Source organism: Hymenobacter terricola, assembly GCF_017921975.2.
Taxonomy (GTDB): Bacteria; Bacteroidota; Bacteroidia; order Cytophagales; family Hymenobacteraceae; genus Hymenobacter; species Hymenobacter terricola.
Genome location: NZ_JAGEMO020000009.1, coordinates 148,722 through 163,928, shown reverse-complemented (window position 1 = coordinate 163,928; position 15,207 = coordinate 148,722). Strand labels below are relative to the sequence as shown.

Annotated in this window: 16 protein-coding genes; 2 read left to right on the top strand and 14 right to left on the bottom strand. The window is 61.2% G+C overall.

What is annotated here, in order from left to right; all coding sequences use genetic code 11:
* Window positions 1-76: 76 nt before the first annotated feature.
* The 9 genes from J4G38_RS09460 to J4G38_RS09420 form a co-directional block, all read right to left on the bottom strand.
* The gene (locus tag J4G38_RS09460; protein ID WP_210516761.1) at window positions 77-2,629 is read right to left on the bottom strand and encodes a DUF5916 domain-containing protein; all 2,553 of its coding nucleotides are present in this window, start codon (window positions 2,627-2,629) and stop codon (window positions 77-79) included.
* A gap of 130 nt (window positions 2,630-2,759) precedes the next feature.
* Window positions 2,760-3,599 carry a DUF4097 family beta strand repeat-containing protein gene (locus tag J4G38_RS09455; protein WP_210516763.1) on the bottom strand — a complete coding sequence of 280 codons (840 nt, stop codon included), beginning with the start codon at window positions 3,597-3,599 and terminating at the stop codon, window positions 2,760-2,762.
* An 18-nt stretch (window positions 3,600-3,617) separates the two neighbouring features.
* Complete coding sequence (locus J4G38_RS09450; protein ID WP_226163312.1) at window positions 3,618-4,487, bottom strand: DUF4097 family beta strand repeat-containing protein; 870 nt, start codon at window positions 4,485-4,487, stop codon at window positions 3,618-3,620.
* Window positions 4,435-5,346, bottom strand: a complete 912-nt coding sequence (locus J4G38_RS09445) for a zf-HC2 domain-containing protein (protein WP_210516765.1) — start codon at window positions 5,344-5,346, stop codon at window positions 4,435-4,437. Before J4G38_RS09445 ends, J4G38_RS09450 begins: the two co-directional genes overlap by 53 nt.
* A 7-nt stretch (window positions 5,347-5,353) precedes the next feature.
* Window positions 5,354-5,881, bottom strand: coding sequence for an RNA polymerase sigma factor (locus J4G38_RS09440; protein WP_210517014.1), 528 nt, complete (start codon window positions 5,879-5,881; stop codon window positions 5,354-5,356).
* A gap of 231 nt (window positions 5,882-6,112) precedes the next feature.
* Entirely contained in the window at window positions 6,113-6,859 is a 747-nt protein-coding gene (locus J4G38_RS09435; protein WP_210516767.1) for a DUF4097 family beta strand repeat-containing protein, read from the bottom strand.
* A gap of 101 nt (window positions 6,860-6,960) precedes the next feature.
* Window positions 6,961-7,728: a DUF4097 family beta strand repeat-containing protein gene (locus tag J4G38_RS09430; RefSeq protein ID WP_210516769.1), complete on the bottom strand. Its 768-nt coding sequence runs from the start codon at window positions 7,726-7,728 to the stop codon at window positions 6,961-6,963.
* Window positions 7,729-7,940: 212 nt separating this feature from the next.
* On the bottom strand, window positions 7,941-8,786 hold the full coding sequence (locus tag J4G38_RS09425; protein ID WP_210516771.1) for a HEAT repeat domain-containing protein: 846 nt from the start codon (window positions 8,784-8,786) through the stop codon (window positions 7,941-7,943).
* A 4-nt stretch (window positions 8,787-8,790) separates the two neighbouring features.
* Window positions 8,791-9,333, bottom strand: coding sequence for an RNA polymerase sigma factor (locus tag J4G38_RS09420; protein WP_210516773.1), 543 nt, complete (start codon window positions 9,331-9,333; stop codon window positions 8,791-8,793).
* Window positions 9,334-9,897: 564 nt separating this feature from the next.
* On the opposite strand from J4G38_RS09420, the gene J4G38_RS09415 reads away from it, so the two are divergent.
* Both J4G38_RS09415 and J4G38_RS09410 read left to right on the top strand, forming a co-directional pair.
* Window positions 9,898-10,257 (top strand): hypothetical protein, encoded by a 360-nt coding sequence (locus tag J4G38_RS09415; RefSeq protein WP_210516774.1) that lies wholly within the window; start codon window positions 9,898-9,900, stop codon window positions 10,255-10,257.
* A gap of 99 nt (window positions 10,258-10,356) precedes the next feature.
* Window positions 10,357-10,740: a hypothetical protein gene (locus J4G38_RS09410; RefSeq protein WP_210516776.1), complete on the top strand. Its 384-nt coding sequence runs from the start codon at window positions 10,357-10,359 to the stop codon at window positions 10,738-10,740.
* An 88-nt stretch (window positions 10,741-10,828) separates the two neighbouring features.
* Here J4G38_RS09410 and J4G38_RS09405 read toward each other — a convergent pair whose 3' ends face one another.
* From J4G38_RS09405 to J4G38_RS09385, 5 genes are all read right to left on the bottom strand, one after another.
* A complete protein-coding gene (locus J4G38_RS09405; protein ID WP_210516777.1) occupies window positions 10,829-11,185 on the bottom strand; it encodes a hypothetical protein in 357 nt (118 codons plus the stop codon).
* 83 nt (window positions 11,186-11,268) lie between these two features.
* Window positions 11,269-12,261, bottom strand: a complete 993-nt coding sequence (gene uvsE / locus J4G38_RS09400) for a UV DNA damage repair endonuclease UvsE (protein WP_210516778.1) — start codon at window positions 12,259-12,261, stop codon at window positions 11,269-11,271.
* 121 nt (window positions 12,262-12,382) lie between these two features.
* On the bottom strand, window positions 12,383-13,036 hold the full coding sequence (locus J4G38_RS09395) for a carboxypeptidase-like regulatory domain-containing protein (protein WP_210516779.1): 654 nt from the start codon (window positions 13,034-13,036) through the stop codon (window positions 12,383-12,385).
* A gap of 162 nt (window positions 13,037-13,198) precedes the next feature.
* Window positions 13,199-13,861 (bottom strand): hypothetical protein, encoded by a 663-nt coding sequence (locus J4G38_RS09390; RefSeq protein ID WP_210516780.1) that lies wholly within the window; start codon window positions 13,859-13,861, stop codon window positions 13,199-13,201.
* 101 nt (window positions 13,862-13,962) lie between these two features.
* Window positions 13,963-15,201, bottom strand: coding sequence for a metallophosphoesterase (locus tag J4G38_RS09385; RefSeq protein ID WP_210516781.1), 1,239 nt, complete (start codon window positions 15,199-15,201; stop codon window positions 13,963-13,965).
* Window positions 15,202-15,207: the final 6 nt, after the last annotated feature.

The window sequence follows — 15,207 nt, the reverse complement described above, 5'->3', positions numbered from 1 at the left end:
GAAGAAAGTGCAGCAACCACAAAGAACGTCATGCCGAGCTTGCCGAGGCATGACGTTCTGGGGTTGCTTGATTCCCCTATCGGCCTCTCCCCTTCCGCAGCGCCAGATAATCCAGATAATACAGCACCTTCACCGAGAGTGAGTTATTGTGAGGGGTGTTAATCGTATTGTTGAAATTATCGAAGAATTGCGGCGTGGCCTCGTTGGCTTGCAGGAAGGTATAGCCGGCGTTTTTCCAGACCACGCTGATTTGCGAGCCGGGCGCGAACCACCACGAGTACACGGCGTCGATGTTGAAGGCGTTGTAGGTGTTGTCGCGGTTGCGCTGGTAGGCCACCGATTGCTCCTCACCATTCTTGCCGAGCGTAGTGAAATCGGCGTAGCGCACGTTGCTGGTGTATTGGCGCAGACGCAGCGTGAACGACATGCGGTTGGTGAACGTGTAGGCCACCGACACCACGTTGGCCACCGTGGCCACGTTGCGGCGGCCCAGCACAATCTGACTCAGAAAAGGCACATCGAGCGGCTCGTTGGCATCCATGCCGCCATTCACGTAGCCAATTTGGTTCTGCCGCAGGCTCCAGTCCACGCTGTAGCGGAAGGTGAGGTGGGTATTCACGCGGTAGCGCGGGTAGAAGCCCAGGCTGTAGCCGGTGCGGCGGGCGCGGGCCAGCCGGTCGTCGTGGCCGTATTCCTGGAAGCCGGCGTTCCAGTTCACGGCAAACGGCTTGCGCGAGTCGGAATTGAAAAAGAACGTGAAGCGCGTGTTTTCGGGCACCCGCACGTAGGTTGAGCCGAGCGTGGGCGTGCGCGGCTCGAAGAAATCATGCGTCACCGGGTCCACGTTCAGGTCGAAGCCGATTTGGTTGAAGCTCTTGGTGAAGGTGGTGTTGGCCCCGAGGTAGAAGTTGAGCGCCTGGTACAGCGTGGGCTTGTAGAGCAGCGTGTGGCTGATGTTGCCGAACAGGAACAGGTTGTTCACCTTCCAGAAGGCCTTGTACTTGGCGTAGTTCAAATCCAGCGATTCGGTGATGTTGTTGTTGCCGAACAGGATGCCCAAATCGTTCGGATTGTAGGTATCCGACTCGATGCCGTGGCTCAGGTTCCAGGTGAAATTGCCGCTGATTTTGCCAAAGCCCACGCGGTACTTGTAGCCGTCCTGGTCGTTGATTTGCTCCTCGGAACCGAACTGCGTGCCGCGCCGCCGCGAGTAGATGGCGCGGCCGTCGAGGGCGTAGGAGTTCTTCTTGTTGGCGAAGCGGAACAGGCCGCCGGTCACGTTGGCATCGTAGGTCTGGCCCGCCCGCGTCACGTTGGTGTTGATGAGCGAAACGTAGGAGTTGTTTTTCAGGCTCTGGTCGAGCACCATGATGTTGTAGTTGCTCAGCGGCTGGGTCAGCACGCGGCGCTCCTGCCCGCTCTCCTCGTTGCGGACGGTGGCGTACACGTCGTTGCTCACAGCATTAAACACCCCGATTCCCAGGCCCTTGCTGGTGCGGCCCGATATTTTGGTGGCGTTCAGCAGCGGCGTCTCGGAAGGGTTGCTCAGCAGTCGTTCGTTGGTGCCGGCCGCCACGTTGTAGAAGCCGATGGGCGTGGCGCCCACCCGCCGCGAATAGAACAGATTGCCCTTGTTGAACAGCTCGGTGCCTTCGGTAAAAAACTGCCGGTTTTCGTTGAACTGCACCTCAAACGGCGAGAGGTTGAGCACCTGATTATCGCTCTGCACCTGCCCAAAATCCGGCACCAGCGTGGCATCCAGCGTGAAGCTTTCGTTGATGCCCCATTTCAGGTCGGCCCCGCCGTTGAAGCTCGTCGTGGTGCGCTTCGTGCCTTCCGCGTTCAGCGGGTTGTGGTTCACGTAGGCCGACACGTAGGGCGTGAGCGAGAGACGCAACGGCGGTTTCACGCCCCGCACACCAGTCAGCTCGCCCCATTGGTTCACAAAACCGTCGACCTGCGGCTTCACCTCGTTCCAGAAATACGCCGCGTTGTCGTGCTTGCGCTGCCGCATGAAGTTCAGGCCCCACTGCTGCACATCGGCCGTGCTGAAGCGGATGGCGGAGTACGGAATGCGCATTTCGGCCACCCAATCGGTGCCTTGCAGCGTGGTGCGGCTTTCCCACACGGCGTTCCAGTTAAAGTCCTCGCCGCCGGCCGGCGAATAGCGCGAATCGAGCTGCACGCCGCTGCTGGTCACGATGAAACCGTAGCCGTTGAGCTGGTCGTGGTAGGTATCGAGGAAAATGCCGAAGAAGTCGGAGTTGCCGGTATTGTCCCGCGCCGTCAGCTCCCGGGGGATGGAATCCGGCGAGATGTCGTGCATCACCGCGCCCACGTAAATGGCCGCGTCGTCGTAGAGCACGCGCACTTCGGTGGGGTGCTTTTCGGGCACGCCGGGCTTGGGCCGCTGCTGGGTAAAATTGCCGGTCACGGCGGCTTCGCGCCACGCGGCTTCATCGAGCACACCGTCGAGCTTAATGGGCTGCGTGATGCGCAGGGCCGCCAGCTGGCGCTTGGGCGCGGCCGTGGCGGTAGTGGCGGCCGGCGTTTGGGCCGCAGCCGAGGCCGCCAAAGCACATAAGCCCAATAGCAAGGCCCTAAAGCGAGTCGGGAGAGAAAGAACCATGATGCAGAAAAGTGAGGTGGAAAGGCCGGAAGAATTGAGCAAAGCAGTGGCTGACAGCAGCAAAAAGCTGCGCGGCAAAAGCCCATAAGAGTGGTTGGTACTTTGGAGCGCGCCTCTACCGAAGGCGGCCTTATTTGGCCTTGCGCAGGAAAATGTCGCCGTTGAAGGTCTTCATCATCATCTCCGCGCCGCCGCTGTTGATTTTGCCGTAGGTCCAGTCGTCGGTGCTGAGGCGGGAGAGGCCGTTCTGGCTGGTGCGGGTCACTTTGGGCTGGCCCTTGCTCAGGGCCACGTCGAAGTCGCTATACACGTTGCCGCGGTCCGATTTCATTTTGAGGGCGGCGCTGGCGCTGGCCGGCAGGGTCACGTCCACCTTGCCGTTGAGGGTGGAAAAGGCCATGGGCGCGCCCGCCGTGATGCTGGTAAACGAGGCCTTGAGGTCGCCGTTCACCGTGTTGGCCACCGCCGAGCCGGCCACCTGGTTGAGCGAAATATTCCCGTTCACGTTGGTCACCTCTAGTTCGCCGGCCACGTTGTCGACCACGATGTCACCGTCGTTCACGGTGCTCACTTTCAGCGAAAAATTCCGGGGCACCTTGATGGCCAAATCAATCGGGCCTTTCCACGATTCGGTGCTGATTTCGACGTGGTTGTTCTTCTCCTCCGCCGTCAGGTTGAGGCTGTTGCCGGCCGAAATCCGCTTCAGGCCCATGACAAGGCTGGGGCCGGAGTCGCCGTGCTTGCCGGTGCGGGCGGCGGCGTCAATCGCCACCTCCCTGCCGCTGTAGCCCGTTACGTGAATGCTGCCATTCACGAGGCTCACTTCCAGAAAACCGGGCTTGCCGGGCATGCTGAGGGCTACGGTGAGCTGCTCCCTGGCATCCTGCGCAAAGCCGGTCCCGCTGCCGCCGAGGAGAATGAGGGCCAGGATAATGCTTCGCCCGAGGGCGATTCGAAACGAATAAGTCATTGCTATTGAGTTGAATTGCTATTGCTTGGTGATGGTCACGTCGCCGTTCAGGGTTTCGAAGCGGAAATCCGGCCCGCCTTTGCCGATGCGCACGGCCGTGTCCTTGGTCAGCTTGTACACGGTGCCGTCGCCCCGGCCCTGCTGGTTTTTGGTGACTTGCGCCGGCAGCACTTCCACGTTCGGAAAGTCGGTATAAAACTCGCCGTGCATGCTTTTGAAGTGTAAATCGGCGGCAAAATTGGCCGGGTACTTCACCTTAATCTGGCCGTTGATGGTGTGGTACGACGACGCGCCGGGCGGATTGGCCGCGTAGGCCGCCTCCACGTTGCCGTTCACGGTGTGGGCCTGGGTGGTGCCCTTCACATTGAGCAGCGTGATGGCGCCGTTCACGTTGCCGGCGTTCAGCGGGCCGCTCACGTCCTGCACCAGCACCTTGCCGTTGTTCACGGTCGAAACGTGCAAGTTGAGCTGGTACGGCACTTTCACCACGTAGTCGATATCGTATTTGTAGTCGATGTCCTTGTGCTCCCAGCGGTTGTGCTCGTTGTGCGGGCGCGAGTCGTAGGGCGCGGCCATGTACACCACCACGCTATCGCCGTGCTGCGAGAAGCCCAGCTTGGTTTCACTCTTGCCGATTTCCAGCGTTTTGGCACCGTCGGCGCTAATGGTTTTGGTGGCTTCCACCAGAATTTTATTGCCGGCGTAGCCCTGCACCGTCACCGAGCCGCTGATGTTGTAGAGGGCCAGCGTGCTGCGCCCCGCGTCCGCCGTGAGCGCAAACTCGCGGCTGATTTTTTCTTCCGAGTGCTGGCTTTGGGCCCGGAGGCCGCCGCCGCTATACAGCAAGAGCAGGGTACTCAGCCCGAGGGGAAACATGCGTTTGGTCATGGCGTGGGGGGAGTGAGGGCGCGGCGGGCCGGCCCGTGGATAAGGTTTGGATGCTCTCTTCAATCTTGCTTTTCACCGTGCTATCCAGGTCCGCCTGCTTCAGCAGGGCCCGCAGCCGGGGCACCGAGCGGCGCTCCTGGAGCTGCACCATCACATCGGCCAGGGCCGACTGCACCAGCGGCGACTGCTGCTGCGCCAGGGCGTGCACCAGGCCCAGCCGCACGGTGGGGTCGGCGGCCAGCGGGGCCAGGGCCTCCAGCGTGGCCAGCCGCACGTTCACGTTATCGTCGTGGTTGAGGGTACTCAGCAGCGCTTCCACCACGCGGGCATCGGCGGCGCCGTCCAGCTCCTTGGTGTAGCTCACGGCCCGCAGCCGCTCCGTGGCCGAGGGGTTGTCGATGAGCGCCAGCAGCATCATTTGCCGCATTTCGCCCACCTGCGCCGCCAGGGCGGTGATTTGCTGCTGGTTGGCCGGCGTGTTGGCGGGGCGGTTGTTCAGCCAGTAGCCGCCCACCACGCCCATCGTCAGCAGGGCCAGGCTGTACGCCAGCCGCAGGGCCGGCTGCGGAATTTGCAGCTCCCGCAGCCACCGCCACAGGCCCTTTGGCGAATGCGTAGGCTCGGGCGTCAGCGTGTCTTTAAATTCGGCCAGCATGGCATAAAACTCGGGCCGCAGGTTGGGGCTGGGCTCGGGCGTGGTCACTTTGCCCAGCGTGCGCCACACGCGCTGCACGGCTTCCAGTTCTTCGCCGCAACCGGTGCATTCGGCCAGGTGGGCTTCCAGCGCCTGTTGCTCCGCTTCGGGCAGCTGGCCGCTCAGGTAGTCGGCCAGCTGGGCTTTGGTGGATTCGCAGTTCATGGGCGGGTCAGTTTTCAATGCGCAGATAGGTCGTTTTCAGCTCGTTCAGGGCGCGGTGGGCGCGCACTTTCACGGCGCCTTCGGTGGTGTTCAGCAGCACGGCTATTTCGCCGTATTTCAACTCCTGAAACCGGCTCAGGACCAGCACCTCGCGGTTTTCGGGGCTGAGGCGGGCCAGCGCCTGGTGCAGCAGGGCCGTTTCCTGGGCTTGCTCCAGGCTGGCATCGGCCCGGCTGCCGCTGTCGAGGTGCTCGGCCAGGTCGGCCACGTCGGAGTGGTGGGCGGCGCGGCGGTTCTGCTTGACGTAATCGGCCAGTACGTTGCGGGCCAGGTGGTACATCCAGGTGCGGAACTCGCCCTCGCCGGTGAAGGTGTGGCGGTACTTCAGCATGCGGTAAAACACGTTCTGCACCAGGTCCTCGCTGGCCGCCCGCCCGCCGCCCAGCATGTGGTAAATAAAGCCGAACAGCGCGCGGTGGTAGCGCTCAAAGAGCAGGCCCATCCGGTCCACGTCGCCGGCTTTCACCCGCAGCATCAGCGCGTTATCCGTTAGCGAGTCCAAGCTGATACAGTGGGGTTGTGATGGTATTCAGGGGTGGACACCGCGCCAAACCGGGAAGGTTACAGAAATCTGCAAACTTTTTTTCAGGTCCGAAAACATAAGGCAATGGCAGGGTGTAGAGACGCATAATTTCGTCTCATCGTCCGCGCCTTTCGAAAAGCATCAAGGAGTCATCGTTCAACGACAAGACGCAATTATGCGTCTCTACTTCCGCTTACGGAAATACACGTCGTTGCTGATGGATTCGAGCTTGACCAACGGGCCGCTGCCTTTGAGCGTGCCGTGCAGCTGATACCCCACAATGGGGGTTTTCTTCGGCGCCGTGCTAAAGGCGATGTCCTGGTCGGTATACACCTCGCCGGTAATGGTTTTCAGCGCCAGCTCGGCGCCTTGCGTGGCGGGCCAGGCCACATCCACGAAGCCGCTCAGCGACTTGGCCTCGATGGGCCCGGTGAGGCCGGCAATGTCGATGTTGCCGCTCAGCGTGGACACGCGCAGGCTCACGCCGGCCGGCACCGTGATGTCGTATTCGATGACGGCGCAGACCGGATTGTGGCGGTTGCCGTTGCGGTCGGTCGCCCCGTCATCTTTGCCGTTGGCGTAGTACGTTTCGCCGTAGTAAGCGCCGCCGCTGGGGCAGTCGCCGGGCTGGGCATTGCGCAGCATTTCCTTGTCGAATTCAGAGGTCAGCTTCACCTCCTCTCCGGTCTGCTCCGTGGTGAGCAGCAGGGCGTCGTTGAGGTGGTTCTGGTTGATGCTGACGGAGGCTTTCAGGGTCACTTTGTTGCCGGCCCCGGCCCGGATGCGAATGCTACTCGCCTGCCGCAGGTCGAGGAATAAGCGCTGCCCGGTGGCCAGGCTCGCGCTTTTTTCAATAATTTTCTGGGCGAAGGCTGATTGCATGCCGCCCGTGGCGAGCACCAGCAACAGGAGGAAGAAAAAGCGGCGCATGGCGTTGGTTTTTTTGCAGAAGTGGAAGGAGTAATTTTTAGAAGCGTTTTCCGGGCTTACCCAGCACAACCGTTCCCGATATGGCCGGCGGGGCCAGTCCGCTACTTCGCCTTGCGGACGTAGATGTCGCCGCTCACCGTTTTGAGCGATACCGCGTTGCCACCGCCGTTAATGCTGCCGTCCACCACCTGGCCGCCGATGTGGCGCATGTTTTCGTCGCCTTTGCCCAGGTTCATGTCGAAATCGGTGTAGACTTCGCCCGATATAGAACGCAGCTTCAAGGTGGCTTTGGTGCTGGCGGGCATGCTCACGTCCACGTCGCCGCTCACGGTGCTGATGGAGCTGGGGCCCTGGCGCATGGGCGCAAACTTCACCTGGATGTCGCCGCTCACGGTGTTGGCCACCACCGGGCCGGCCACGTTCGTGAGCTTGATGTCGCCGGATTTCATGCTCACTTCGAGGTCGCCGGCAATGTCGCGCACCACCAGGTCGCCGCCGTTCCAGTTCGTTTGGCTGTACTGCACGCTGGAGCCGCGCGGCACCTGAATAACGTAGTTGGCATCCTTGCGCGAGGCCCGCACAATGCGCACCGTATTATCGGTTTGCGTCACCGCCAGGCCAATTTTGGTGTTGTCCACGGCCGTGTTGTAGATGGGGTGCAGGCCCTCGGCGCGCTTGGGGGCTTCTTCGTAGCCGTTGCCTTTTATCACCAGCTCGCTGCCGTCGATGCCTTCCACGGTCACGTCGCTGCCCTGCATTTCGAGCACGATTTTGCGGTCTTTGCCGCTGAGCCTGGTCTTGTATTCCTGGGCGTGTCCGGCCTGAGCCACGAGCGCACCCGCCAAAGTGAGGAGAATGAACTTGTTCATATTACGTAAATAAATTAAGCAAGTGAGGTCCTGGCGCGGCGCCGGTGACCGGCGCCGCGTGCAGAAAAAAGGAGAGAAAAGCGAGGAATAAAACGTCATGCAGAGTGCGGCGAAGCATCTTGCATGGCATAGGAATTCAATCGTTGAAAAAGAATCAGTGGTGGCACGCGAGATGCTTCGCCGCGCTCTGCATGACGTTCTGAACTGTTCGTTTAAATCAGTTTGCCGATGCCGGCTTCGGCCTGGGCGCGCACCACGGGCAGCGCATCGGGGCGCTTGGCCAGGCGCTCAAGCTGCGGCACGGCCCGGCGCACCCGCATCGACACCAACATGTCAATCAGGGTAATCTGCACGTTGGGGTCGGTTTGGATGGGCAGCGAGTGCACCAGCGCTTCGCGCACCCGCGAGTCGTCGCGCAGGCGGTAGAGGGCCTCGCAGGCGGCCAGGCGCACGTTGGGGTTGGGGTCGAAGTTGAGCGTGTTGATGAGCACCTGCACGGTGGGGTCGCCGGGCTCGTTCTGCCTGCTGGAATTGGTCACCAGCTGAATCCGGTCGCTGGCCGACACCGTGTTGCCGTTACTGCCGGTCAGGGCCTGGGCCAGCTCGGCGTGGGCCGGCCGGGTGTTCGCGGCCAGGTCGGCGGGGGGTTGGGCGCCCCAGTGCAGGTTGCGGCCGAGCAGCACGCCGGCGGCAATCAGGACAATACTGGCGGCGATGCGCAGCCAGTTGTTGGCCAGGGCCGTGGGCCACATCGATACCACTTTGGCTTCGGGCGGGGCCGGCGGGGCAGCGAAGGTTGCTTCAGGCTTCAGCTGCGCCTTTTGCTGCTCCAGCATGGCTATAAAGTTGGCGCGCAGGGCCGTGCGGGGCACCTCGGGCAGGGCGGCATCCAAGTCGTCGGAAAGGGCGCGGAGCTGGGTGACTTGCAGCTGGCAGCCGGGGCAGGTGGGCAGGTGGGCGGCCACGCGCTCAGCCTCGGCAGCCGGCAGACTGTGCTCGACGTAGGCCGGCAGCAGGGCTTCCATCTCGTGGCAGGCAGTGGGTTCGGGCGTTTTCATGGACTTAATTGGCGAAGTAGATTTTGCGCAGCGCCTGCAATGCGCGGTGGGCTTTCACGCGGGCGGCTTCGGCGGTGCAGCCCAGCAGCTTACCAATTTCCTCGTAGCCAAACCCCTGGAAGCGGTTCAGCACCAGAATTTCGCGCTGCGGGGTGGGCAGCAGGGCCAGGGCTTCGTGCAGGTCGTCGTGGTGGTTGCTGACGCGCATTTGGGAGAAGGCCGCGCCGCGCAGGCCGCCGGTGCGCTCCACTTCGTCCACATCGGCGGCGCGCAGCTTTTCCTTGCGGTGCCAATGGTCGGCGTGCACGTTGCGGGCCATTTGGTACACCCAGGCCTTGAAGGGCTGGGTGGGCTGGTAGCTGCTGCGGTATTTGAGGATGCGCTCGAACACGGTTTGGGTCAGGTCTTCGCTGGTTTCGCGGTCGTTGGTGAGGCGGGTAAGGTAGTTGAACAAGGGGCCGTGGTAGCGTTCGAACAGCGGCACCAGCTGGTCGAGGTCGTCGGCCTTTACGGCGGCCATCAGTGCTTCGTCGCTCGTGGATTCCACGGAATGGTTTTAGGGGTTGGATTGAAAGGGGTACCGGGCTTCGAGCGAATCGTTACACCGGCTGCAAAAAAAATACCGGATAGCCGGAAAACCAGCCTTTCTGGCGCCGCCGGAGCCGCGCCCTGTGCCAGCCGCCCACTGCCACCGACTGCCTCATCGTGCGCACCCGGCCCGGCAACTCCCCGCTGGCAGTGTGCTGGCGGGGAGTTTTTTTGGGTGCAAATCACCCCGCTACCTACCGCAGGCGCGGCGCATAGCCAACGCCAACCCGAAGCGACGCAGTTGGCTTGGCGCTATTTTTCGACTGGTTGTTCCTTGGAAATTAGCGGTTTTAAAGGGTAAAAGATGAGCCTGAAAAACTGTTGATTTGACATATGATTTCAGCAGTATTTATTTTATAAATAGTTGAGCTTAAATTTTTTACCTCCAACAATAACTCTTCCATTTTGTAACCAAACCAAGGTGCATTCCCGTAAAGGGGCTACGGCTTAAGAAGCTGTCCTCCTTATTAAAAACATCAACTCCTGACCTTTTCCTTTCCACATTTCCATTTTCCATAATTACATGAAGACTATCAAAATTCTCGCGGCCGCTTTGTTGACTTTGGGCTTGAGCAACGCAGCTTTTGCGCAAACCACTGCTGGCAGCACCACGGGCACGACCACCGGTACCACGGGCACCACTAGCGGAACTACGGGCAGCACCACAGGCACTACAACCGGTACCACTACCGGCACCACGGGCAGCACCAGCGGAACCATGGGCACTACAACCGGTACCACTACCGGCACCATGGGCACCACCAGCGGCTCTACGTACGGCACCACCAGCGGCACGACTTCGGGCAGCACTACCTCGGGCCGCACGATGAAATCTAAAAGCACGAACCGCAAGGGCAAAATGAAAGGCAAGTCCACCATGTAGTGTAACTTATTGCGACCCAAGGCCGTAAGAGGCAAAGAAAACCGGCTGTTTCTTTCGAAGCAGCCGGTTTTTTGCTTCTCTCCTATTTCCCCCCTTTATATGAAACCGTACTTCCTGCTGCTCGCCGGCCTGCTGCTGGCCGCTTCGGCACAAGCCCAAACCATTCCGTTCGACCCTTCGGCTCCGGTGCGCGCGGGCAGCCAGGGCCAAACCACCGTGCCTCCCGTGAACCCGGCCCTGAACCAAAGCACCATTCAGGGACCGCCCGACATGCAGCGCACGCCCACCAATACCGACGCCCAGCCCAGCCGCCAGGTGCAAACCGGTAGTTTCTCGCCGGCGGGCACGCCCGAGGCTTCACCCACGGCCGTGCCCGACATTCGGGAGCAGCCCTTGCTCAAGGATGGCCGCCTTCGCCAGTCCACCGACGTGGTACCGAGTCGCTCGCGCCGTAGCAGCAGCAGCAACGTGCGCCAGAACTAAGCGTTAAGCATCACTGGCCAAAGCCAACGAAGCCCCGCTCAGCATTTGAGCGGGGCTTCGTTGGCTTTGGCAAACCGGCCACCAGCACCTATTTATTCTTGCTTTTTTCGGCGTGGGCTAATAAGTCGCCGCCGTGCCGACGCAGCAAATCCGCTAGCTCGGTGAGCGGCTTTTTCAGGTCGTCGGGGGCTTGGGCGCTGGCTTCGCCGGTCTGTTCGCCCAGCATGGTGAGCGAGTTGCCAATGGCCGCGGCACTCAGCGCGCCGCTGGTGAGCAGGGATTGGAGGTTGCCAATTTCGCGGGCAATGTCCTGCAAGCCGGGCTCGCCGCTTTGCAGAAATTGATGCTGCCAGGTTTCGGTATTGTCCATCGCGGAGCCCAGGGGCAGGCTGGTGAGGCCGTTTTTAAGGGCGCTGATGGTGGCAAGAAGGTGGTCGGAAGGCATGGTTGGAGGGGTAAGGTGATGGTTTTTGAGGCGTTGGTGCACTGCTTCACCAAGTAAACAAAAGTGAGCGGGTATTGCCCTTCTCAGACGTGGCTGCTCATTGCTTTTGGGGCGCGTCGGGCTTTGGGTGGCGCGCTGGGGTCGGGCGGCAGGGTTAGCGGCAGGCGGGGAACATCGGGGGCGGGGGCGCTCAGGCCCAGCTCGCGCAGAATGGCTACGGCGCGCAGGGCGCTGGCTTCCTTGTTCTTGATTTCCAGCATGAGGTCCACCTCCAGCCCGTGCAGCTCGGCGAGGAAGCCGCGGAACAGGCCGTCGACCAGGTCATCGGTGTGCTTGCCTTTGCGCTCGCCCAGGGCTTGGGAGCTGTAGTCCATCATCGGCACGCCGTCGGCGGTGGGGTGCCAGGTGGCGGCGGCCAGGCGCAAGGCTTCGTGCATGGGCTCGCCGTGGTTGAGGCATTCGTGGTGGAAATTGTCGAACAAAATGGGTACGCCGGTCAGCTCGTGCAGGTGCAGGCAGTCGCGCAGCGGAAACAGCCGGTCATCGTTCTCCACCACCACGCGGGCCTTCACCGCCGCCGGCAGCGTAGCGTGCACGGCCGCAAACCGGCTGATGGCCAGTTCCCGCTCGCCATACAGCCCGCCCACGTGAATCTGAAGCTTGGCCGTGCCATCCAGTCCCATCAAATCCAGCATCGAGCCCTGGTAAACCAGTTCTTCGATGCTGCGCCGCACAATGTCCGGGCTGGGCGAATTCAACACCACAAACTGGTCGGGATGAAAGCTCACCCGCAAATTATTGGCCTTGATGTAATCGCCAATTTCCCTGAACTCCGCCGCGAAGTGGGCCTGCCAGGGAAAAGTGTTGATGGGGTGCGAGCCGAACGGCACAATGCCCGAACCAATTCGAAAAAAAAGCAGGCCCTGGGCCACGTTCCATTCCAGGAGGCGGCGCAGGCAGGCCAGGTTGGACGTCACGGCCGTCGTCAGGCGTTCTTCAGAGTACGAGGCCAGCCGGAAGGTATTGGCCGCGCTGCAATCCATCGCCTCGTTCACGCAAGGATACCCAATTTTCATACTTTGGGCTTACGCGAAAGGGTAAGTAGCAGTTATCAGTGAGCAGTTATCAGTGAGCAGTTATCAGTGAGCAGTGAGCAATTTCGTTAATTGTTAACTGCTCACTGCTCACTGTTAACTGCTACGGCTGGTAGCCGCGGTTGTCCAGAAAGGCTTTGTTGTAATCGGCGCGGGATTTTCGGGCTTTTTCGGCCCGTAGCTCGGCTTCGATTTGCTCCATTTTGCGGCGCTGCTTGCCCTCGCGCGAGAACTGGTCGTAGAGCAGGCTCACGGGGCTGGCGATGGTGGGCACCGGCTTTTTGGGCGCGGTCGAATCGACGGCGAACAACGGCTTGGGCTTGGGCGGACGCTTCACGCCGCTTACCACCGGCGGCACGGGCCGCTTCATGTTGCGCAGCGCCCGGTTGATGATGGCGCGGTCGGGCCGGTCGGCGGTTACCTGCACATCGCCCAGGCGCACGCTGTCGCGCGCCAGCTGAATGCGCACCACCAGCTGCGAGAGGCCCGTGCCGCCCAGTGGCATCCGCTGCGACTTGTAGCCCAGAGCCCGAAACATGATGGTATCGGTGGGCAGGGCATCCACCGAAAAATCCCCGGTTGTGGTCGTGACCACGCCCCGGCGCGTGCGCAGCACCAGCACGGTAGCGCCCGGGATGGGCAGCCGGGTTTGTACCTCCGATACGCTGCCGCTCACCCTCACCTGCTGCGGCGCCTGGGCGTGTGCAATTCCAGCCCATAGCCACAGCCCCGCCAACAGGCCGAAGCCACGGCTCAACTTCGGCCAAATGGCACGTACACAAGACTCTACCTCAGAAAGCATCAATCCTTTAAACGCAACGCAACTACAAAGTAGCAACCCAATGAGCCAAAAAAAGCCCACACCGTTGCAGGCGTGGGCTTTTAGGCGATGATATGGCCGATTGCATCGACCAAACCGTTAATTTTTTACTTTGGTGCCGTCGGCATCTTTGGTTTTCACCTTGCCATTTTCTTTCACCTTGATTTTGCTGCCATTGTCGGCTTTGGCCTTCATTTTCGAGGCCGTCATGGCGTCGGTGCCAGTGCCGGCATCAGTCGTGGTCGTGGTGCTGCTCTCCGTCGTAGTCGTCGACGAAGCGGGGGCCATGGAGGTGGAAGCGGTATCAGCCATCGACGTCGAGCTGTCGTCCGAGTAGTTGCTGTCGTCGTAGGTCGAGCGGCTCGACTCGTAGGCCTGATACTGCGTGGGGTCGGTAAAAACCGACTTGAATTCGGTATCGGTGGCGGTGCCGGCCTCGCGCATGGCGGCAGCCATGCCGGTGGTGTCGGTGGTGTACTTGGTGCGCAGCTCGTTCATGCGCTTGTAGCGGTTCACGTACACGGTGCGGATTTTGGTTTTCGTGGCCTCATCCGTAATTTTCATGTTGGCCACCATCTTATCGGCAATTTGCTGAGCACGGGCCTCAATCTGGGCATCGGTCAGCGGAGTGGTCGTGGTGGTAGTAGTCGTAGTGGTGGCGTCACCGGCGGGGACAGTCGTGGTTTCGGTGGTTTTTTCCTGCGAGCAGGAAGCGAGCGAAAGCGCGGCGGTACCGACGAGAATTAACAGGGAATTTTTCATAACAAAAGCAAGGTGAAAGAAGAACCGTAATTGGTTTGGGGGCGCTTTACGGCAATGTCGCGGCGGATGTTTCCTCCTGCTTTCCGGAAATGCTTAATTACTTAGGCGCGCCGTAATTCAAATAGCGTGATTTCCGGCAGAAACCCGACCCGGCCCGGATAGCCCAAAAAGCCCAATCCCACGTTCACGTACAGCTTTTGGCGGCCTTTTTCGTACAGCCCGGCCCACTGCTTGTACACGTATTCCACGGGGCTCCATTTCATGAAAGGCAGGTTCACGCCGAACTGCATGCCGTGGGTGTGCCCGCTGAGGGTGAGGTCGATGTCCGGGTAGTTCAGCACCTGGGCTTCCCAGTGCGAGGGGTCGTGCGAGAGCAGGATTTTGAACGGCGCGTCGCCGCTGGCGGCGTGGGCCTTGGGCAGGTTGCCGTGCTTGGGGAAATTGGCGTGGCTGCTCCAGTTCTGCACGCCCAGCACGGAGATTTTATCGCCGCCCCGCTCGATGGTGTGGCTGGTGTCGTTGAGCAGCGTCCAACCGATTTTGGCGTGGTTGCGCATGAGGCGCTCCAGGTTTTCGCGCTTCTCGGCGGCACTGGTCCACTGCACGTAGTCGCCGTAGTCGTGGTTGCCGAGGCTACTGAATATGGGCAGCTCGGACTTGATTTGCTGCAAGGCCGGAATGTGCGGCTCGACCTCCGTGGCGCGGTTGTTCACCAGGTCGCCGGTCATCAGCACGAGGTCGGCGCCCTGCTTATTTATCATCGCCACGGCCCGTTGCAGCGGCTCGGTCGAATTGAAGCTGCCGGTGTGCAGGTCCGAAATCTGTATCACCTTGAAGCCGTCGAAGGCGGCGGGCAGGTTGGGGAATTTCAGCGTGACGCGGCGCACCTGGTAGTCCGTCGCGCCCTTCACCATGCCCCACAGCAGGCCAAAAAACGGAATTGCGCCCAGGCCCAGCGCTAGCTTCGCCAGAAATTCGCTGCGCGGAATGGCGTCGCTTTCCACCCCCACCGGCCGCGTGGCCGAGCTCACGGCCCACCGGCCGAAGCGGGTGAGGTCTTCCAGCACCAGCGGAATGAACACCACCAGCTTGGCCGCCAGCAGCAGCAGCGGCAGGCTCAGGAGGTAGCTTTTCAGGACGGTGTTGCCGGTTTGCCGGGTGGTGCCGGCCCATACGGCCAGGCCCCACACGCCCAGCGTGAGCAGCCAGTAACCCACCGCCACGCCCCGGCGCCCGCCCGGCGACCAGTGCTGGGCCAGCGTGCGCGCGGCCTGATATCCATACCATTCGGCCAGAAATACGACGGCCAACACCAACCACAACACAACAGGATTTCTCATAATCAA

What these genes read in the sequence shown, in the direction of transcription:
- J4G38_RS09445 (WP_210516765.1), bottom strand. Translation starts at nt 5,346, where the DNA reads ATGAACTGCGAATCCACCAAAGCCCAGCTGGCCGACTACCTGAGCGGC.
- J4G38_RS09415 (WP_210516774.1), top strand. Translation starts at nt 9,898, where the DNA reads ATGAAGACTATCAAAATTCTCGCGGCCGCTTTGTTGACTTTGGGCTTG.
- J4G38_RS09440 (WP_210517014.1), bottom strand. Translation starts at nt 5,881, where the DNA reads ATGCTGCGGGTGAAAGCCGGCGACGTGGACCGGATGGGCCTGCTCTTT.
- J4G38_RS09450 (WP_226163312.1), bottom strand. Translation starts at nt 4,487, where the DNA reads ATGACCAAACGCATGTTTCCCCTCGGGCTGAGTACCCTGCTCTTGCTG.
- J4G38_RS09390 (WP_210516780.1), bottom strand. Translation starts at nt 13,861, where the DNA reads ATGAAAAATTCCCTGTTAATTCTCGTCGGTACCGCCGCGCTTTCGCTC.
- J4G38_RS09410 (WP_210516776.1), top strand. Translation starts at nt 10,357, where the DNA reads ATGAAACCGTACTTCCTGCTGCTCGCCGGCCTGCTGCTGGCCGCTTCG.
- J4G38_RS09405 (WP_210516777.1), bottom strand. Translation starts at nt 11,185, where the DNA reads ATGCCTTCCGACCACCTTCTTGCCACCATCAGCGCCCTTAAAAACGGC.
- J4G38_RS09430 (WP_210516769.1), bottom strand. Translation starts at nt 7,728, where the DNA reads ATGAACAAGTTCATTCTCCTCACTTTGGCGGGTGCGCTCGTGGCTCAG.
- J4G38_RS09385 (WP_210516781.1), bottom strand. Translation starts at nt 15,201, where the DNA reads ATGAGAAATCCTGTTGTGTTGTGGTTGGTGTTGGCCGTCGTATTTCTG.
- J4G38_RS09425 (WP_210516771.1), bottom strand. Translation starts at nt 8,786, where the DNA reads ATGAAAACGCCCGAACCCACTGCCTGCCACGAGATGGAAGCCCTGCTG.
- J4G38_RS09435 (WP_210516767.1), bottom strand. Translation starts at nt 6,859, where the DNA reads ATGCGCCGCTTTTTCTTCCTCCTGTTGCTGGTGCTCGCCACGGGCGGC.
- J4G38_RS09460 (WP_210516761.1), bottom strand. Translation starts at nt 2,629, where the DNA reads ATGGTTCTTTCTCTCCCGACTCGCTTTAGGGCCTTGCTATTGGGCTTA.
- uvsE (WP_210516778.1), bottom strand. Translation starts at nt 12,261, where the DNA reads ATGAAAATTGGGTATCCTTGCGTGAACGAGGCGATGGATTGCAGCGCG.
- J4G38_RS09455 (WP_210516763.1), bottom strand. Translation starts at nt 3,599, where the DNA reads ATGACTTATTCGTTTCGAATCGCCCTCGGGCGAAGCATTATCCTGGCC.